A 17,414-nucleotide genomic window follows, 5' to 3' on the forward strand; every position below is an offset into this window, starting at 1 on the left:
CCTCGACCTTCTTCTTGCCCATCGCGCGGCGCAGCATGTCGGCGCCGCCGAGCGAGTAGCCCCCCACCTTCTGGGCCACCTGCATCACCTGCTCCTGGTAGACCATGATGCCGTAGGTCTCCTTGAGCACGGACTCCATCAGCGGGTGCGGATAGTCCACCTCTTCACGCCCGTGCTTGCGGGCACAGAACGAGGGGATCAGGTCCATCGGACCTGGTCGGTACAGCGCCACCAGCGCAATGATGTCCTCGAAGACGCTGGGCTTGGCGTCTCGCAGCATGCCCTGCATCCCGCGGGATTCAAGCTGGAACACGGCCACGGTCTTGCCTTCTGACAGCAGCCGGTAGGCGGCGGCGTCATCGAGCGGGATCTTGGCGAAATCGAAGTCCTTCTGATCCGGGTGGCGCGCAACGATGTAGTCCTTGGCCAGCTCCAGAATGGTCAGCGTGGCCAGGCCCAGGAAGTCAAACTTCACCAGGCCGATGGCCTCGACGTCATCCTTGTCGTACTGGCTCACGGCCGAGTCGCTGCCGGGCTGCATGTACAGCGGGCAGAAGTCGGTGATCTTGCCCGGCGCGATCAGCACACCCCCGGCGTGCATGCCGATGTTGCGCACCATGCCTTCCACGCGCATGGCGAGTTCGAGCAGCGAGGCCACTTCTTCTTCGGCCTTCTCGCGCTCCTCCAGCTCGGGCGCTTCCTTGCGGGCGTAGATGATGCCGGGATCAGGCTCGGCCGGCACCCTGGCCAGCGTCACGCTCTTGCCCGGAGGCGCCGGGATCAGCTTGGCGATGCTGTCCACATGGCCATAGCCCATGCCCAGCACGCGACCCACGTCACGCAGCGCGGCCTTGGCGGCCATGGTGCCGAAGGTGGCGATCTGCGAGACGGCGTCGCGGCCGTAACGGTCCTTCACGTAGTCAATGACGCGGTCGCGGTTGCCCTGGCAGAAGTCGATGTCGAAGTCAGGCATCGACACCCGTTCGGGGTTCAGGAAGCGCTCGAACAGCAGGTTGTACTTGAGCGGGTCCAGGTCCGTGATCTTGAGCGCGTAAGCCACCAGCGAGCCGGCACCGGAGCCCCGGCCCGGGCCCACAGGGCAGCCGTTGTTCTTGGCCCAGTTGATGAAGTCCTGCACGATCAGGAAGTAACCAGGGAAGCCCATGTTCAAGATCGTGTTGATCTCGAAGTCCAGGCGCTCGACATAGGTGGGGCGCTGCTTCTCTCGCTCGGCCTCATCAGGAAAGAGGTGAATGAGGCGCTCGTTCAAGCCTTCGTGCGACAGCTCGCGGAAGTAGTCCGCCATCGGCTGGGGCTCACCCTTGTGTGGCCCATCGGTCATGATGGGCGTAGGGAAGTTGGGCAGCTGTGGCTTGCCCAGCACCAGGGTCAGCGAGCAACGGCGGGCAATGGCCAGCGTGTTGGTGATGGCCGAAGGGATGTCGGCAAACAAGGCGGCCATCTCGGCCGTGGTCTTGAAGTGCTGATCGCGCGTGAAGCGCTTGACACGCTTGGGGTTGCCCAGGGTCTCGCCTTCGGCGATGCAGGTGCGTGCCTCGTGCGCCTGAAAGTCATCAGGCTCCTGGAACTGGATGGGATGAGTGGCCACCACGGGCAGCTGCAGGCGCGCGGCCAGGGGCACGGCATCGCGGATGTAGGGCTCGTTGGTGCTGTGCCCGGCGCGTTGCAGTTCGATGTAGAAGCGCTTGGGGAAGGTCTCGGCCAGCTTGCGGGCCTGGGCCTCGGCCTTGGCCACATCACCCATCAACAAGGCCTGCCCCACCATGCCCATTTCGGCACCTGACAGGCAGATCAAGCCTTCGTTGTTGGCAGCCAGGGAGGCCCAATGCACCCAGGCGTGCGAGCGCTGCCCCGGCGCCGTCCAGGCCTCGCCCAGCAGTTCACACAGGCGCAGATAGCCCTTGCGGTTCTGGATCAGCAGCAAGAGGCGGGTTGGGGCCTTGCCGGCATCATCAGGCTCCACCCACACATCGGCACCGATGATGGGTTGAACGCCCTTCTTCTGCGCGCTTTTGTAGAGTTTGAGCGCCCCGAACAGGTTGCTCAGGTCGGTCACCGCGACCGCAGGCTGGTTATCCTTGGCCGCAGCCTTGACCAGGTCGTCGATGCGGACGGTACCGTCAACGACTGAAAATTCGGTGTGGGAGCGCAGGTGTACGAAAGGCATCCGGGCATTGTAAGAAGCCCCGGCCCTGGATTCAGGCAGATGGCGCGTCAACGGCCTTCTGATCTACCCTGGCTTGCCGGAAATCACGCGGCGTGACGCCCAACCAACGCCTGAAGGTCCGGCTGAAGTTGGAGGTGTCCTGATATCCGAGTTTCTCCGCGACAGCCTCTACGCTCAAGCCCGTATGAACGAGCAACCAGCAGGCGAGCTCCTCCCGCACGCCATCCAGCAATCGCTGGTAGGTCATACCCTCTTCGCGCAAATGGCGAATGAGCGTGCGCACGGACACGTGCTCCATCTCTGCCATTTGCTCCAAAGATGGATAACTGCCATCACAACCGAGCAAGCGACGCTGAACGCGCGTGGTCACCGTCCCCAGTTGGATCTGACTGAGCTGGCGTTCGCAGTCACGCAGTGCCGTGCGATAAGCCTCCGGATCAGGCGCCAAGCTGGGGCAGGTGAGCAAATCGGGCGGCATCTCGATGCGAAGCTGCTCTGAACCAAACTCGCTTTGCGGACAGAAGTCCCGGTAGTGCTGCGCCCAGAGCGGCTCCGCAAAAGGCCAATGAATGGTGATGCGTCCCAGCAGGTCCTGCCCGGTGATGGTTTCCATCAGGCGCAACAAACCTGCCGCAATGTGGCCGATCAGGTATTCACGGACCTCAGGTGCCGAGATCACCTCGGTCAAGGTGATCGCAAAGCCACCACGCGTGTCGACATCAAAACGCCCCAGACGCTGACGCACATCGGCAAAGCGCTGCAGCAGCATCATCACTTCACCCACATTGCTGGCGGCCATGCCGGCATAGCCCACCGCCCCATGCGCGGACAACTGCGTGGTCTGACCAACCGCCAGGCCCAGCCAGGGGCATTGGGTCAACTCGATGGCCCGCACGATCAGACGGCGCGCCTGCTCGAAGCTCAGAAACAGGTTGCTGCCATGCAGCTCCGCCCAGTTCAGGCGCGTGCCTTGCAGGATCTCTTCTTCGGAGAAGCCGCGACGCCGCAGCTCCGCACAGATCAGGCGCGCGTAAACCGGATGCATGGACGGCTTGAGCCAATCTACTGGCGCATGCATGTCAGTCCTTTCGTGCCGGGTGCGCGTGTCACCAAATGACGATATTCTGCCAGCACAAGCGGTGTCGCGTCGAGGACGAAAAACGCACAGTCTCGTCATGGTTCAAGGAACTGAGGAGACACATCAATGAGTACCGTTCTGCCCTTGCATGCGCAAGACCCCGCCAGCTACCGTGACCGCAAGAAAGCCATGTGGCTGCTGTCGGTGATGGCACCTGCCGCTGTTGTGATCGGCCCCGTGGCTTATCTGCAGGGCTACACCCACCCCCTGTGGTTCTTCGCCAGCCTCATCGCGTTCTACATCGGCATCCCGCTGATGGACGCCATCATGGGCGAAGACCTGAGCAATCCGCCCGAAGCCGCCGTGCCCCGCCTGGAGGCTGATGGCTACTACCGCTGGATCAACTATGCCGTGGTGCCGGTGCTATGGTGCAGCCTGCTGTTCAACGTGGTCTTCCTGGCTACGCACGACCTGCCCTGGTACAGCTGGCTGGCCACCACCATCGTCACCGGCTCCATGCTGGGCTTTGGCCTGAACCTGAGCCACGAACTGGGCCACAAGAAGGACTGGATCGGCCGCAAGATGGGCCTGTTCAATTCGGCGCTCGGCGGCTACGGTCACTTCTCGATCGAGCACAACCGCGGTCACCATCGCCATGTGGCCACGCCGGAAGATCCGGCATCGTCCAAGATGGGCGAGACGATCTACCGCTTCATGTTCCGTGAACTGCCAGGCGCCTTCTTCCGCGCCTGGGACCTGGAAACCGAGCGCCTCGATCGCCTTGGCAAATCCGTCTGGAGCATCGACAACGAGATCGTGCAAGCCGGCCTGGTCACTGCCTTGCTGTATGGTGGCCTGACATGGGCCTTCGGCACGCAGATGATCCCTATCCTGGCTGTCGTGGCCTTCTGGGGCGCCTTCCAGCTGACCTCGGCCAACTACATCGAACACTATGGCCTGTCGCGTCTGAAGAAGGCCGATGGTCGATACGAGCACTGCCAGCCGCACCACTCTTGGAACAGCAACCACATCGTGTCCAACCTGGTCGTGTTTCATCTGCAGCGCCACTCGGATCACCACGCCAACCCGACCCGCAGCTACCAGTCCCTGCGCAACTTCCCTGAACTGCCCACCCTGCCCTCCGGCTACTTCGGCATGTTCCTGGCCGCCTATGTGCCACCGATCTGGTTTGCCGTGATGGACAAGCGCGTGATTGCCGCCACCGGTGGTGAGGTGGACCGCATCAACTTCCTGCCAGCCAAGCGCGCCAAGCTGATGCGCCAGTTCGGTCTGAAGGAATCAAGTGCTGGCCAGGCCGCTGCCAAGCAAGCCTGATCACCCGGGCATTCACGCCTGACGCCGCGTTGATGGTCAAGCCGTCAGCGTGGCGATTTCACGTTGCAGGTTGGCGCGGGCCTGGTCTTCCCACAGTGCCTGCAAGGCTGGGGTGAAATAGACCTGAGGCCGATCCACAAAGGCTTGCAGGACCTTGGCCCGCCCCGCCTTGTAAGCCTGTTCGGGCACCCAGTTGTACTCCTGGGCAACCTGCCCGGCATAGCGGTCATACGCGTCAGGAGACGCAGCCAGGATGCCCAGATCCAGATCGAGGAACACCGCCGTGTCCGTGTCGCCATCGGTCCACTCATGGCGATGCGTGGCGCGTACCTTGCGCTGCACCGAGTCGATCAGGGCTGGCGAAGCACCGGCTTGCGCCAGCATGTCGCCGGCCAGCAAGGCACTGCGTTCTTCGTTGTCGTGCTGGTGGGTGTCATACACCGCATCGTGGAACCAGATCGCCAGCATCACGGCCTGGTGATCCCGGATGAGATCCCGATGCGCCAGTTGCCCTTGCAGCAAGGCCTCGATATGGGCCATGCCGTGATAGGCACGATGGGGCTCTTCGTAGCGCTGGGTCAGTTGCTGGCGGATGGCTTCAAGCATGCCGCCACCATAGCAGGCCTGGCTACAGGTTCAAGCCCGCCTGGGCGCCGCCCCCACCAGGGACAACAAGCCTTGATACGGCAGCAGATTGGTCTTGACCACTTTGTCGATGGGTTCGGCAAAGCCGTCCTGCATCCAGCGTGAGGCCAGCAGCACGTTCAGGCCGATCATGCCGTCGGCCAGCAGATCCAGGTTGATCTCGTCGGCGCGTTCTTTGGGCACCAGCAGGTGCAGGTGCTGACGCATCATGGTGGAGTAGTCACGCGCGGTGGCCCCGCTCATGGCGGCCACTTCGTCATTCACGCCCAGTGAATCCACCAGCATCACGCGGCCACGGCGGGGGTCGTCGCGGATGAACTCCAGGAACACGCGCATGGCGGGCTCCAGCATGCCCAGCGGCGTCTGCTCGGCCTGTTTGATCGACGCGAGCGTCAAGTCCATCAACTGCGCGCGCAGTTCGGCGTAGGTGGCCAGGAAAAGCTGCGGCAAGGTCTTGAAGGATTCGTAGAAGTAGCGCTCCGTCAAGTGCGCCGCCACGCAGACCTCGCGCACGGTCGTGGCGTGAAAGCCTTTGGTCCCGAACACCTCCAGCGCGCCCTCGATGAGCTTGGCACGCCGAAGGCGCTGGCGCTCTTCGGGCAGGACGCCGCCATAGCGGCGCTTGTTCGGGGGGGAGGAGTCGGAAATGGCTGCGTCCATAGGAATCCCTATATTGACATGGATCATTGTCAAAGATATTCTGACAAGAATCCTTGTCACAAATCAAGGTGTTTTCACTTTGATCGCCACATGAAGCCAAACGAATTCAAACCAGCGGCCACAGCCAGTCAGAACCCTGGCACGGGCATCGAACGCCACCGCATCATCGTTGTCGGAACCGGATTTTCGGGCCTGTGCATGGGCGTGAAACTCCGTGAAAACGGCGAGGACGACTTTGTGTTGCTGGAGCGCGCCAGCGACGTGGGCGGCACCTGGCGTGACAACACCTACCCCGGTTGCGCCTGCGACGTGGAGTCGCACCTGTACTCCTTCTCGTTCGAGCCCAACCCGAACTGGTCGCGCATGTACGCGCCACAGCCCGAGATCTACGCCTACCTCAAGCACGTCGCCACCAAGTACGACCTGCTGCGCCACATCCGCTTCCACGCCAACATCACGTCCTCGCGCTATGACGAGGCCCGCAAGGTGTGGACCGTCCAGGCCGAAGACGGCCGCGTGTTCGAAGCCGATGTGCTGGTCTCCGGTATGGGGGGCCTGAGCAACCCGGCCATCCCCGACCTCAAAGGCCTGGACAGCTTCGAGGGCACCACCTTCCACTCCGCCACCTGGCGCCACGACTACGACCTGACCGGCAAGCGCGTAGCCGTGATTGGCAGCGGTGCCAGCGCCATCCAGTTCGTGCCGGCGATTGCGCCCAAGGTGGATCACCTCACCTATTTCCAGCGCACCCCGCCCTGGGTCGTGCCCAAGATGGACCGCCCCATCAAGCCGGAAGAAAAGGCCGACTTTGCAGCCAACCCCTGGCGCCAGAAGATCGCCCGTACCAAGCTGTACTGGACGCTGGAAGCCCGCTTCCTGGCCTTCAAGTTCAAGCCCGAGTGGATGAAGCTGGTGGCCAAGGTGGGCAAACACAAGATCGCCCAGGCCATCAAGGACCCGGCCCTGCGCGCCAAGCTCACGCCCGACTACACCCCCGGCTGCAAGCGCCTGCTGATCTCCAACAACTACTACCCCGCGCTGGCTCGGACCAATGTGGAGGTCGTGACCGATGGCATCCAGGCCATCACGCCCCGCGGCGTGCGCACCCAGGACGGCCGCGAGCACGAGGTGGACGCCATCATCTTCGGCACCGGCTTCAAGGTGCAGGACCCGATCCCGCCCAAGGCCGTGTTCGGCAAGGGTGGTGCCGACCTGGCGGATGTGTGGAAGCAAGGCGCCGAGGCCTATATGGGCATGTCCGTGGCAGGCTTCCCCAACTTCTTCATGCTGATGGGGCCCAACACCGGCCTGGGTCACAACTCCATGGTCTTCATGATCGAATCGCAGGCGCACTACATCGTCGAGGCGATCAAGACCATGAAAGAGCGCCGCATCAAGGCGCTGGAAGTCAAGCCACAGGCCCAGCAGCGCTTTGTGGACGACGTGCAGGCCGATCTCAAGAAGACCGTGTGGAACTCCGGCTGCAAGAGCTGGTACCTCGACGACAAGGGGCGCAACACGACCCTGTGGCCCGGGTTTACATTTGCCTACCGTTTGAAGACCCGTCGTTTCAATCTCAACACCTACAACACCGAGCGAGCATGAGCATCCAATCCATCATTGCCAACATGGTTCTGCGCCATCAGTTCAAGCGCGCCGGTCGCGGCCCCTTGAACGTGCAGAAGGCGCGCCACATGGTCAACAAGGTGGCCAAACGCAACCCGCCGCCCCCCAAGAGCATCAAGCACACGCCGGTGGCGGCTCAACCAGCCAACTCGCTGTGCTCGGCAGAATGGTTGAGCGTGGCTGCGCCTAAGCGCACGGTGCTGTACTTCCACGGCGGCGGCTATTTCTTCTGCGGCCTGGAAACGCACCGTCCCACCTGCGCCTACCTGGCCCGCACGGCCGAAGCCCAGGTGTTGTCGGTGGACTACCGCATGGCGCCGGAAAACGTCTTCCCCGCTGCCGTGGACGATGCTGTGGCCTGGTGGAAGGAGCTGCTCAACAAGGGCATCGACCCGAAATCCGTGGTGTTCGGTGGCGACTCCGCCGGCGGCGGCCTGGCGCTGGCCTGCATGCTGGCCTCGCGCGACCAAGGTCTGCCGCTGCCGGCTGGCGCCGTGCTGTTCTCACCCTGGAGCGACCTGACCTGCTCAGGCGACACCATGAAGTCCCTCGCCGATGTGGACGTGATGTTCAACCCCGAATCCCTGCCGGAGGCCGCTGCGCTGTACCTGAACGGCAAGCCCGCCAACACGCCGCTGGCCTCGCCGCTGTTTGCCGATCTCAAGGGCCTGCCGCCTTTGATGATCCACGCCAGCAAGCACGAGATCCTGCTGGCCGACTCCACCCGTCTGCACGAACGCGCCCAGCAACAGGGCGTCAAGAGCGAGCTGCACCTCAAGGCCAAGATGCCCCATGTGTGGCCCACGATGGTGATGCTGCCTGAAGCACGCCAGACCCTGAAAGAATGCGGCGCCTTCATCGCCCGCGTCACCCGCTGAGGAGCCACCACATGAAGTCATTCAAGAACAAAGTCGCCGCCATCACGGGCGCTGCATCCGGCATGGGCCGCACGCTGGCGCTGGAACTGGCTCGCCGCGGTTGCCACCTGGCACTGAGCGACGTCAACGAGACCGAACTGGTCAAGACCGCTGAAATGGCCGGCAAGTTCGGTGTGCGCGTCACCGTGCAAAAGCTGGACGTGGCCAAGCGCGAAGCCGTCTATGACTGGGCCGAGCAAGTGGTGCGTGACCACGGCAAGGTCAACCTGATCTTCAACAACGCCGGCGTGGCGCTGACCACCACGCTGGAGCACGTCAAGATCAGCGATTTCGAGTGGATCATGGGCATCAACTTCTGGGGCGTGGTCTACGGCACCCAGGCTTTCCTGCCACACCTGAAGGCATCCGGTGATGGCCACATCATCAACACCTCCAGCCTGTTCGGCCTGATGGCCGTGCCCACGCAAGGCACCTACAACGCCACCAAGTTCGCGGTGCGCGGCTACACCGAAGCGCTGCGCATGGAGCTGGAAATGGAAGGCGCCCCTGTGAGCGCCACCTGCGTGCACCCGGGCGGCATTGCCACCAACATCGCGATGGCCGGCAAGGTTGATCCGATCATGGAAAAGCTCACCGGCACCACCGAAGAGCAGCAAAAGCGCCGCGCCAACAAGCTGATCAACGTCACCACGGCCGAATCGGCCGCCCTGCAGATCCTGGCTGCCGTCGAGAAAAACGAGCGCCGCGTGCTGGTTGGCAACGACGCCAAGATGCTGGACAAGGTCGTCCGCATTTGTGGCTCGGCCTATCAAGTGCTCGTGATGCGCCAGTTGCGCAAGATGAACAAACCGCGCCAGGGCGCCAGAAGCGCGGCATGATGCGTGCATGAAGTGGCTGAAACGACTTTGGTGGAGTGCCGTCCTTCTGGGCATCGGTCTGGCGATTTCCGTCTGGGCGACCTGGGAGACTGACCGGCAACTGGGCGATCTCGTGGCGCGTTGGGCGCCCGAGCCATCCAGCTTTGTAGAACTCGATGGCATGCAGGTGCACATGCGGGACACAGGCCCGCGTGACGACCCCTACCCCATCGTGTTGCTGCACGGCATGTCGTCCAGCCTGCACACTTACGAAGACTGGCAAGCAGCCTTGCAAGGCAAGCACCGCGTCATCAGCGTCGACTTGCCCGGCTTTGGCCTGACCGGCCCCAGCCCACAGGGCGACTACCGCATCGACACCTATACCCGCTTCGTGCTGCGCCTGCTCGACACCTTGAGCCTGCGCCGCGTGATCCTGGTGGGCAATGCGCTGGGTGGTGAAGTGGCCTGGCAGACGGCCGTGCTGGCGCCCGAGCGCGTGCGCAAACTGGTGCTGATCGATTCGGATGGTTACCAGCCCTCGGTGCTGTCCATGCCGATTGCCTTCCAGATTGCCAGCATGCGGGGCCTGCGCTGGGTGGCCGAGCGCATCCTGCCGCGTTCGCTGGTCGAAGCCAGCGTGCGCAGTGTGTTCGGTGATCCGGCCAAAGCCACCAAGGACAAGGTGGACCGCTACTTCGAACTCAACCTGCGCGTGGGCAACCGCCGCGCCCTGTTCCAGCGCATGGATCAGGCGCAATTTGGCAGCAACTCGCCCTTGATCCGCCGCGTGCAACAGCCCACGCTGGTCATGTGGGGCGAAAAGGACGAGATGATTTCGCCGGATCAGGGCAATCTGTTTTGCCGCGATATCCCGCGCTGCAAACTCGTGACCTTCCCGGGTCTGGGCCATCTGCCGCAGGAAGAAAACCCCCAGGCCACGCTGAAGGTGTTTCAGGAATTTCTGGCCGCCACCAACTGACGACCAGTTGGATCACGCCGCGGCCAGGCGCCAGGCCGCCTGACGGATCACCGAAGCCACGACCTTGTCGAGCACCTGATCCAGTTCGGGCTTTTTCAGCACCACCTCGCCAGACAAGGCATCCAGTTGCTGATCAGCGTGAGGCAAGGCCAATTGCTCTGGCACCACCACCATCGCAAAGTTGGTGCTGAGATAAGTGCGCACGATGGGCAAGGCACGGATGCCACCCAAGGCGCCCGGCGACGCAGCCAGCAGGCCGACCGGTTTGCCAGCGGTGGCGCCACCACCTGAGGGCAAACCATCCTGCGCCTGCACGGTCGACAACCAGTCAAAGCTGTTGATCAGCAGCGGCGTGGGCAGCGCGTTGTATTCCGGGCAAGAGAGCAGCAAGCCATCGTGCTCGGCAAACAGCGCCCGCAAGGCCACGGCGCCAGCCGGTTTCCCATTGGCAGCCGCCCAGTCATCGTCATAAACCGGCATCGCCAGCTCTCGCAAATCCACATGCGTGACCTGGGCGCCCAAGGCTTGGGCCTTGCGGGCAGCCAGATCAACCAACTGTCGATTGAGCGATCCTTGGCGGGCACTGCCGGAGATGGCCAGCAACCGGACAGGACGGGGGGAAAGGCTTGCAGTCATGGAACGCTTTCTATGTACACAGCTTGCATCTTGCCGCAAACCGGCGCGCACCTGAACGCGACACGGTTCACGGATACCCGATGTCCACCTTCAGGCCGAGAACTTCGCCGCCACGTCGGCCACACGCGCGCCAAACAGACGGGCGGTTTCCAGGTCACCTGGCAGCATCTCATCCACGCTGGCATCGGAGGGCGTCGAGGCCATGGCGCCGCTGAACGAGGCCACGTAGTTCACGTCGTTGCGCGTGGCCGCCTTGCTGTTGCTGGGCATCAGGCCGGTGCCGACCCAGATCATGCTGTGCTGCATGGCCAGGGTGAACAGGTAATGCAGCGTGGACAGCTTGTCGCCGTTCATCGAAGCCGAGTTGGTGAAGCCCGCTGCGATCTTGTTCTTCCAGGCCTGGCTGTACCAGGGTTTGGACGACGCATCAATGAACTTCTTGAACTGCCAGGGCACGCTGCCCATGTAGGTAGGGGCGCCCATGATGATGGCGTCCGCAGCGGCCAGTTGTTCCCAGCCACCTTCGGGCAGATTGCCCTCGCCATCCACGGCCAGCAACTGGCCACCGGCGCCTTGCGCCACGGATTCGGCCATGCGTTTGGTATGGCCATAGCCGCTGAAATACACGATCACGATCTTCTTGCTCATGGCGGGTCCTATCGGGTTAAAGAAATGGGTCGACGAAAAAAGTCACAGACCCCGTGGGGCAAAACGGCATAAAACCGCTACCCTTGGGGGATGTTCAGTTACAGACACGGCTTCCACGCGGGCAACCATGCCGATGTGCTCAAGCACATGGTTTTGGTGCAATTGCTTGAGCACATGCTCAAGAAAGACAAACCTTTCTGGGTGGTGGACACCCATGCCGGCGGCGGTCTGTATGACCTGGCCAGCAACTACGCGGTCAAGAGTGGCGAGGCCGAAGACGGCATCACCTCGCTGTGGGAGCACCGCAAGGACAAATCCACGCCCCAGGCCGTCAGAGACCTGATCGCCCAGATCGCCGTCTGCAACGACGGTGACGCGCTGCGCTGGTACCCAGGCTCGCCCCAGATCGCCGCGCAAATGCTGCGCGAGGGTGATCACCTGCGCCTGTTCGAACTGCATCCCACCGAAATCAAGCTGCTGGAGGGGCACTTTGCCTCCGTCAAGCGCGGCGTCAGCATCCAGTGCGCGGACGGCTTTGCCAGCCTGCGAGGCTGCCTGCCGCCTCCGCCTCGCCGAGGGCTGGTCCACATCGACCCGCCTTATGAGCTCAAGGAAGACTACCGCCGCGTCCTGCAGACCGTGAAAGAAGCGCTCACCAAGTTCCCGACCGGCACCTACGCGATCTGGTATCCGGAAGTGGCCCGTCGCGAATCGCAGCAGCTGCCCGGACAGCTCAAGCGCCTGGCGGCCGAGCTGCCCAAGGTGGACTGGCTGCACGCCACGCTGCGCGTGAAGGCCGCCGAACCAGGCGGCAAGGGCCTGTTCGGCTCCGGCATGTTCATCATCAACCCGCCCTGGACGCTGTACGACCAACTGGCCGACGCGCTGCCCTGGCTGGTCGAAACCATTGGCCAGGACGAGCACGCCGCCTACACGCTGGAAGCGCAGCAAAGCTGACAGCGGGCCGAGCAGCATGGTGCGATGAGCCTCAGGCTGCCAGGTCGAAGAACAACACCTCGGCCTGCTGGCCCTGCGCGATCGTCAGGCTGGATTCACCTTCCAGCTTGAGCGCATCACCCGCATTCAGCGCCTGACCGTTGACCACCACCTGCCCGCGCGCCACGTGCACATAGCCCTTGCGCGCCGGGTTCAAGGCCAGCTCAGCCGTCTCGGCACCATCAAACAAGCCCACCGACAAGCTGGCATCCGCGTGGATGGTGACCGAGCCTTCGCGGCCATCCGGGGAAGCCACCAGACGCAAGCGTCCGCGCTTGTCTTCGGCACTGAAGTTCTTCTGCTCGTAGCTGGGGCGCAGGCCACGCTCGTTGGGCTCGATCCAGATCTGCAGCAGATGGGTCTGCTTGTACAGATCGTGGTTGAACTCGCTGTGCAGGATGCCCTTGCCGGCACTCATGCGTTGCACATCACCCGGCAGGATGCTGGCGCCATTGCCCAGGCTGTCCTTGTGGGCGAGATCGCCTTCCAGCACATAGGTCACGATCTCCATGTCGCGGTGGCCATGCATGCCGAAGCCGCGCCCCGGGGCGATCACATCGTCATTGATCACCCGCAGCGGGCCAAAACCCATGTGAGCCGGATCGTGGTACTCGGCAAAGGAGAAGCTGTGGAAGCTTTGCAGCCAGCCATGGTCGGCATAACCTCGTTCACCGGATCGGCGCAGTGTGAGCATGTTGGGGCTCCTTTCCTCTTTCGTTGCTGGGGCGTTGCGGGGGCGTTGACACAAGCGTTCAGGTGTCTCGCCATGGGTTTCACTGTAGGTCGCCCACCCCGGCTCGCCGCTGCGGCACACTGATGGCATCATTCAAGGAATTTGAACAGTCGCCGGACTTTCGGCCCACGCCCCATGACGGACCGCGCCCACGCTCTCTCGCCCGAAGCCCTGGAAATGGTGGTGGCCATCGCGCGCACCGGCAGCTTTGCCGCCGCGGCCCGCGAGCTGGGCAAGGTGCCTTCTGCCCTGACGTATTCGGTGCGACAGCTGGAGGACGCGCTGGACGTGCTGCTGTTCGACCGCCGCAGCCGCCAGGCGAAGATGACGGCGGCCGGCGAAGAACTGCTGCGCGAAGGCCTGTTGCTGCTTCAGCAGATGAATGCCGTGGCCAACCGCGTGCAACGCGTGGCCTCCGGCTGGGAGGCCGAGCTCACCGTGGCCGTGGACAAAGCCATTGCGCCGCACGCCGTGTTCGACCTGATGGAGGCGTTTTACGCGCTCAAGCCACCCACACGCCTGCGCATGCGCAGCGAGGTCATGACTGGCACCTGGGAGGCATTGGCCTCCGGCCAGGCGGATCTGGCCATTGGCGTGGCCGCAGATCGTGTGTCCAGCCAGGACATCCGCTTCGAGGCCATCGGCGAGCATCACTTCGTGTTGACCGTGGCACCGCATCACGCACTGGCGCAGGCGCCCGAACCCTTGTCTTCGGCGACCCTGGCCCAGCACCGCATCATCGCCGTGGCCGACACAGCGCGCGACCTGACGCCCATGACGGTCGGCATCCTGCCCGGCCAGGATGTCCTGACCCTGCCCTCCATGGCCGCCAAGCTGGAGGCGCAGTTGCGCGGCCTGGGTTGTGGCTTCCTGCCCGAGCCCATGGTGCGCCCCCACATCGCGGCAGGCCGCCTGGTCCGCAAGGAAGTGGACACACCGCCACGTGTGGTGCGCACCCATTACGCCTGGCGGCAAAGCGGCGCCCAACCCGGCATGGCACTGACCTGGTGGCTGCACCAACTCGCCAGCCCCACCACGCGCTGCGCGCTGCTGGATCTGCATGAGGGCCTGATTCTGTGAGCGGCTACGTCGGTCGTTTTGCCCCCTCTCCCACCGGGCCCTTGCACGCGGGCTCGCTGGTGGCGGCGCTGGCCAGTTGGCTGGATGCGCGAGCCCACGGTGGCCGATGGCTGGTTCGCATCGAGGACGTGGATCTGCCTCGATGCATCCCCGGCGCGGATCAGATCATCCTGGCGCAACTGGCCCGCTGTGGGCTGATCCCGGATGAGACGCCGCTCTATCAAAGCCAGCGTGGCGAGGTCTACCAACAGGCCCTGGATCAGTTGATCGCGGCCCACCATGCCTACCCCTGCGGCTGCACCCGAGCCGACATCGCCCAGGCCAATGCGGCCTTGGGTCTGACCAAACAACGCCATGGTGATCTGGTCTACCCCGGCACCTGTCGCCCAGACCAAGGCGGGCTCCATGGCAAGCCCGCGCGCGCCTGGCGTCTGCAGGTACCCGATGCACCCGATGACCTGCTCACCTGGCAGGACCGTGCCTTGGGCACGCAGCAACAGCACCTGGCCAGCGCCGTAGGCGACTTCGTGATCAAGCGTGCCGATGGCCTGTGGGCCTACCAACTCGCAGTCGTAGCAGATGACGCAGCACAAGGCGTGACCGACGTGGTGCGCGGCGCCGACCTGTGCGACAACACCCCTCGGCAGATCTTGCTTCAGCGCTGGCTGGGGCTGCCTACACCGCACTATCTGCACACGCCCTTGGTGCTGGGCGACAACGGCGAGAAACTGTCCAAGCAGAACGGCGCCCAGGCGCTGGATCTGCGCTCACCATTGGCCGCGCTGCAGGCTGCGGGCGCCGCGCTGGGCCTGTCATCGCCAGCTTCTGCGCCAGGCGACTGGCTGGCCGAAGCCGTCGAGCAGTGGCGAGATCGTTGGCCCCCGCTGCAGGCATAAAATCCCGCCACAACGACAAACTCCGGGATATGCCATGACCACAGACTTGTGGATGCTGACGTATACCGCCCTGCTATGCCTGGGCATCCCCTTCCTGTATGGCTCGGGGCGTTTTCTGCAACCGGGCGGGTTCCAATGGTCTGCCGGCAACCGCGACAAGGACCTGGCCGTACCCGACTGGACCACGCGCGCCGTTCGTGCCCACTTGAACCTGCTGGAGAGCCTGGCACCGTTCGCCATCGTGGTGCTGGTGGCCCACGTGGCAGGCAAGGCCAACGCCACCACGGCGCTGGGCGCCACCATCTTCTTCTGGGGGCGTGTGGCGCACCTGATCGCCTACACGGCCGGCATCGTCTACCTGCGAACGCTGGTCTGGTTTGCGGCCTGGTGTGGCGGCGTCATGATCATCACCCAGTTGTTCCACTGAGCGAGATCGCGCCAACCCCGAGGCAAAATGCGTGAAAGATTGCCCACCAGGCGCCTGCTTTATCACCTGACGCCTTGACACCGGGAACGATCGCCCTCATTGATGATCTGAAGAGATAACGTGACCTCAACCGCTTCAACAGGTGCATCCATGAACGCAGTCCGCATTGGCACACTGGCCCTGGTGGTCCTGCTGTCGGCGTGCGCGTCCAAGAGCGTCTCCAAGACGCAATCGCGGATGACAACGGCCGCCGTGACGCCCTTGAACGACCTCAACCTCGTTCGAGATGAGATTCCCGAGGTGCTACAAAACGCCGTCAAAGCGCCCTATCTCAAGCCCGCTGACGGTAGCTGCCCGATGGTGGTCACGGAAGTTCATCAGCTTGATGACGTACTGGGTGCCGACCTGGATGCGCCAGAGTCCGACGAACCGTCCCTGCTGGACCGCGGCACCGATGCGGCAGAGAACACGGCTGTCGGTGCACTTCAGCGCACCGCAGAGGGGTTGGTGCCATTCCGAAGTTGGGTTCGCAAGCTGTCTGGTGCCGAGCGGCATTCCAGGAAGATGGCGGCCGCCATCTCGGCAGGCTCCATTCGCCGCGCCTTCCTCAAGGGCGTCGCGGCCTCACAAGGCTGCGTGATCAAGCCACCCGTGCAACTGGCTGCTGCATCCGCACCAGCTTCCAGCGTGGCGCCAGAAAAAGTCAACCCGTGCAGTGACGCAGCCGCCACCAACTGCACCAGGCCACCGGCCCCTTGAGCCTCAAGCGGAGCGGTCCACCACCACGAAGTGCTTGCGCACCGGGCTGATCACTTCGAACGCGCCTTCAAAACCGCCAGGGATCACGGCACCCTGGCCGGCCAGCACGTCCACCGCTTGCCCGGCCTGATCGTGCAGACGCACATACCCCTCCAGCACGAAGAAATACTCCTCCTTGCTGGCAGGAAAGACGATGCGCCAGCGCCCCACCTCGCAGGCCCAGATGCCGCTCGTCATCAGGCCATCGGCTGATTCGTACAGCGTCCAGGTTTCCCGGCGTGGGTCGCCCTGCTCCAGGCGATCAGGCCTGGGGTGATCGATGCGGCCGGGTGTATCCGGTTGATCAAAGCGCGTGATCGCGGGCTGACTCGACATGATCTTTGCCACCCCTTCTCACTTGACCAGGAGGTGCTCGCGGTAATAGGCGAGCTCGTCGATCGATTCATGGATGTCCGCCAGTGCCGTGTGCTTCTGGGCTTTCTTGAAGCCCTCTGCCAGGCCAGGCTTCCAGCGTTTGGCCAGTTCCTTGAGCGTGCTCACATCCAGATTGCGGTAATGGAAGTAAGCCTCCAGCGTGGGCATGTAGCGCGCCAGAAAGCGGCGATCCTGGCAGATCGAATTGCCACACATGGGCGACTTGTTGTTGCCGATGTAGGGCTTGAGAAAGGCGATGACGGCCTTGGCGGCCTGATCCTCATCGACAGTCGAGGCCTTGACGCGATCGATCAGGCCGCTCTTGCCATGTGTGCCCTTGTTCCAGGCGTCCATGCCATTGAGCATCTCATCGGACTGGTGGATGGCGAACACCGGGCCTTCCACGCGGATGCTCAGATGCGGATCCGTCACCACCACGGCGATCTCGATGATGCGATCGCTGTCGGGCTTCAGACCCGTCATTTCCAGGTCGATCCAGATCAGGTTCTGGTCGCTTTTGCTCAGCACGGCAGGGGCGCTGTCGGCGGCAGGAGTCGGCGCGTCGCTCATCAATGCAGG

General features: G+C 63.4%; 19 protein-coding genes. 10 read left to right on the forward strand and 9 right to left on the reverse strand.

The genetic code is table 11. The features are described from left to right. On the reverse strand, positions 1–2,188 hold a 2,188-nt coding region (gene dnaE / locus HY836_RS15535; RefSeq protein ID WP_290677705.1), incomplete at its 3' end, for a DNA polymerase III subunit alpha. Positions 2,189–2,219: 31 nt separating this feature from the next. Then, positions 2,220–3,266 (reverse strand): AraC family transcriptional regulator, encoded by a 1,047-nt coding sequence (locus HY836_RS15540; RefSeq protein WP_290677708.1) that lies wholly within the window; start codon positions 3,264–3,266, stop codon positions 2,220–2,222. Positions 3,267–3,392: 126 nt separating this feature from the next. Here HY836_RS15540 and HY836_RS15545 point away from each other — a divergent pair, with 126 nt between their 5' ends. Next, positions 3,393–4,601 carry an alkane 1-monooxygenase gene (locus HY836_RS15545; RefSeq protein WP_290677711.1) on the forward strand — a complete coding sequence of 403 codons (1,209 nt, stop codon included), beginning with the start codon at positions 3,393–3,395 and terminating at the stop codon, positions 4,599–4,601. 36 nt (positions 4,602–4,637) lie between these two features. Here the strand turns inward: HY836_RS15545 and HY836_RS15550 are convergent, their stop codons facing one another. Together HY836_RS15550 and HY836_RS15555 are read right to left on the reverse strand one after the other, a co-directional pair. After that, on the reverse strand, positions 4,638–5,207 hold the full coding sequence (locus tag HY836_RS15550; RefSeq protein WP_290677714.1) for an N-methyl-D-aspartate receptor NMDAR2C subunit: 570 nt from the start codon (positions 5,205–5,207) through the stop codon (positions 4,638–4,640). A 30-nt stretch (positions 5,208–5,237) separates the two neighbouring features. After that, complete coding sequence (locus HY836_RS15555; RefSeq protein ID WP_290677717.1) at positions 5,238–5,906, reverse strand: TetR/AcrR family transcriptional regulator; 669 nt, start codon at positions 5,904–5,906, stop codon at positions 5,238–5,240. Between the two features lie 90 nt (positions 5,907–5,996). Here HY836_RS15555 and HY836_RS15560 point away from each other — a divergent pair, with 90 nt between their 5' ends. Genes HY836_RS15560 through HY836_RS15575 form a run of 4 tightly spaced genes read left to right on the forward strand, consistent with a single transcriptional unit; the run spans position 5,997 to position 10,246 of the window. Further along, positions 5,997–7,511, forward strand: coding sequence for an NAD(P)/FAD-dependent oxidoreductase (locus tag HY836_RS15560; protein WP_290677719.1), 1,515 nt, complete (start codon positions 5,997–5,999; stop codon positions 7,509–7,511). Beyond that, entirely contained in the window at positions 7,508–8,410 is a 903-nt protein-coding gene (locus HY836_RS15565) for an alpha/beta hydrolase (protein ID WP_290677722.1), read from the forward strand. Before HY836_RS15560 ends, HY836_RS15565 begins: the two co-directional genes overlap by 4 nt. Before the next feature lie 11 nt (positions 8,411–8,421). Next, positions 8,422–9,288 (forward strand): SDR family oxidoreductase, encoded by an 867-nt coding sequence (locus HY836_RS15570; RefSeq protein WP_290677725.1) that lies wholly within the window; start codon positions 8,422–8,424, stop codon positions 9,286–9,288. 7 nt (positions 9,289–9,295) lie between these two features. Further along, the gene (locus HY836_RS15575) at positions 9,296–10,246 is read left to right on the forward strand and encodes an alpha/beta hydrolase (protein WP_290677728.1); all 951 of its coding nucleotides are present in this window, start codon (positions 9,296–9,298) and stop codon (positions 10,244–10,246) included. A 12-nt stretch (positions 10,247–10,258) separates the two neighbouring features. Here HY836_RS15575 and HY836_RS15580 read toward each other — a convergent pair whose 3' ends face one another. Continuing rightward, positions 10,259–10,882 (reverse strand): NADPH-dependent FMN reductase, encoded by a 624-nt coding sequence (locus HY836_RS15580; protein ID WP_290677731.1) that lies wholly within the window; start codon positions 10,880–10,882, stop codon positions 10,259–10,261. 90 nt (positions 10,883–10,972) lie between these two features. Further along, positions 10,973–11,530: a flavodoxin family protein gene (locus tag HY836_RS15585; RefSeq protein ID WP_290677734.1), complete on the reverse strand. Its 558-nt coding sequence runs from the start codon at positions 11,528–11,530 to the stop codon at positions 10,973–10,975. Between the two features lie 90 nt (positions 11,531–11,620). Between HY836_RS15585 and HY836_RS15590 the strand changes: the two genes are divergently transcribed. Beyond that, entirely contained in the window at positions 11,621–12,487 is an 867-nt protein-coding gene (locus HY836_RS15590) for a 23S rRNA (adenine(2030)-N(6))-methyltransferase RlmJ (protein WP_290677737.1), read from the forward strand. Between the two features lie 31 nt (positions 12,488–12,518). Here HY836_RS15590 and HY836_RS15595 read toward each other — a convergent pair whose 3' ends face one another. Beyond that, on the reverse strand, positions 12,519–13,220 hold the full coding sequence (locus HY836_RS15595) for a pirin family protein (protein WP_290677740.1): 702 nt from the start codon (positions 13,218–13,220) through the stop codon (positions 12,519–12,521). Between the two features lie 174 nt (positions 13,221–13,394). On the opposite strand from HY836_RS15595, the gene HY836_RS15600 reads away from it, so the two are divergent. The 4 genes from HY836_RS15600 (at position 13,395) to HY836_RS15615 (ending at position 16,421) form a co-directional block, all read left to right on the forward strand. Beyond that, positions 13,395–14,339, forward strand: coding sequence for a LysR family transcriptional regulator (locus tag HY836_RS15600; protein WP_290677743.1), 945 nt, complete (start codon positions 13,395–13,397; stop codon positions 14,337–14,339). Continuing rightward, positions 14,336–15,235: a tRNA glutamyl-Q(34) synthetase GluQRS gene (gluQRS, locus tag HY836_RS15605; RefSeq protein WP_290677745.1), complete on the forward strand. Its 900-nt coding sequence runs from the start codon at positions 14,336–14,338 to the stop codon at positions 15,233–15,235. Before HY836_RS15600 ends, gluQRS begins: the two co-directional genes overlap by 4 nt. Before the next feature lie 34 nt (positions 15,236–15,269). Beyond that, positions 15,270–15,662, forward strand: coding sequence for an MAPEG family protein (locus HY836_RS15610; protein ID WP_290677747.1), 393 nt, complete (start codon positions 15,270–15,272; stop codon positions 15,660–15,662). A 150-nt stretch (positions 15,663–15,812) separates the two neighbouring features. Beyond that, entirely contained in the window at positions 15,813–16,421 is a 609-nt protein-coding gene (locus HY836_RS15615; RefSeq protein WP_290677750.1) for a hypothetical protein, read from the forward strand. Positions 16,422–16,424: 3 nt separating this feature from the next. Here HY836_RS15615 and HY836_RS15620 read toward each other — a convergent pair whose 3' ends face one another. Together HY836_RS15620 and orn are read right to left on the reverse strand one after the other, a co-directional pair. Beyond that, positions 16,425–16,796: a cupin domain-containing protein gene (locus HY836_RS15620; protein ID WP_290677753.1), complete on the reverse strand. Its 372-nt coding sequence runs from the start codon at positions 16,794–16,796 to the stop codon at positions 16,425–16,427. An 18-nt stretch (positions 16,797–16,814) separates the two neighbouring features. Further along, positions 16,815–17,405: an oligoribonuclease gene (gene orn / locus HY836_RS15625; protein WP_290677756.1), complete on the reverse strand. Its 591-nt coding sequence runs from the start codon at positions 17,403–17,405 to the stop codon at positions 16,815–16,817. Between the last annotated feature and the right edge of the window lie 9 nt (positions 17,406–17,414).

It is taken from the genome of Aquabacterium sp., assembly GCF_016234775.1.
In the GTDB taxonomy this organism is placed as follows: domain Bacteria; phylum Pseudomonadota; class Gammaproteobacteria; order Burkholderiales; family Burkholderiaceae_C; genus Aquabacterium.

Excerpts from the sequence above, each read along its gene's own strand:
- HY836_RS15555 (WP_290677717.1), bottom strand. The coding sequence starts at position 5,906 with ATGGACGCAGCCATTTCCGACTCCTCCCCCCCGAACAAGCGCCGCTAT.
- HY836_RS15545 (WP_290677711.1), top strand. The coding sequence starts at position 3,393 with ATGAGTACCGTTCTGCCCTTGCATGCGCAAGACCCCGCCAGCTACCGT.
- HY836_RS15600 (WP_290677743.1), top strand. The coding sequence starts at position 13,395 with ATGACGGACCGCGCCCACGCTCTCTCGCCCGAAGCCCTGGAAATGGTG.
- HY836_RS15540 (WP_290677708.1), bottom strand. The coding sequence starts at position 3,266 with ATGCATGCGCCAGTAGATTGGCTCAAGCCGTCCATGCATCCGGTTTAC.
- HY836_RS15570 (WP_290677725.1), top strand. The coding sequence starts at position 8,422 with ATGAAGTCATTCAAGAACAAAGTCGCCGCCATCACGGGCGCTGCATCC.
- HY836_RS15615 (WP_290677750.1), top strand. The coding sequence starts at position 15,813 with ATGAACGCAGTCCGCATTGGCACACTGGCCCTGGTGGTCCTGCTGTCG.
- HY836_RS15550 (WP_290677714.1), bottom strand. The coding sequence starts at position 5,207 with ATGCTTGAAGCCATCCGCCAGCAACTGACCCAGCGCTACGAAGAGCCC.
- orn (WP_290677756.1), bottom strand. The coding sequence starts at position 17,405 with ATGAGCGACGCGCCGACTCCTGCCGCCGACAGCGCCCCTGCCGTGCTG.
- HY836_RS15620 (WP_290677753.1), bottom strand. The coding sequence starts at position 16,796 with ATGTCGAGTCAGCCCGCGATCACGCGCTTTGATCAACCGGATACACCC.
- HY836_RS15575 (WP_290677728.1), top strand. The coding sequence starts at position 9,296 with ATGAAGTGGCTGAAACGACTTTGGTGGAGTGCCGTCCTTCTGGGCATC.
- HY836_RS15565 (WP_290677722.1), top strand. The coding sequence starts at position 7,508 with ATGAGCATCCAATCCATCATTGCCAACATGGTTCTGCGCCATCAGTTC.
- HY836_RS15560 (WP_290677719.1), top strand. The coding sequence starts at position 5,997 with ATGAAGCCAAACGAATTCAAACCAGCGGCCACAGCCAGTCAGAACCCT.
- HY836_RS15595 (WP_290677740.1), bottom strand. The coding sequence starts at position 13,220 with ATGCTCACACTGCGCCGATCCGGTGAACGAGGTTATGCCGACCATGGC.
- HY836_RS15610 (WP_290677747.1), top strand. The coding sequence starts at position 15,270 with ATGACCACAGACTTGTGGATGCTGACGTATACCGCCCTGCTATGCCTG.
- HY836_RS15580 (WP_290677731.1), bottom strand. The coding sequence starts at position 10,882 with ATGACTGCAAGCCTTTCCCCCCGTCCTGTCCGGTTGCTGGCCATCTCC.
- HY836_RS15585 (WP_290677734.1), bottom strand. The coding sequence starts at position 11,530 with ATGAGCAAGAAGATCGTGATCGTGTATTTCAGCGGCTATGGCCATACC.
- HY836_RS15590 (WP_290677737.1), top strand. The coding sequence starts at position 11,621 with ATGTTCAGTTACAGACACGGCTTCCACGCGGGCAACCATGCCGATGTG.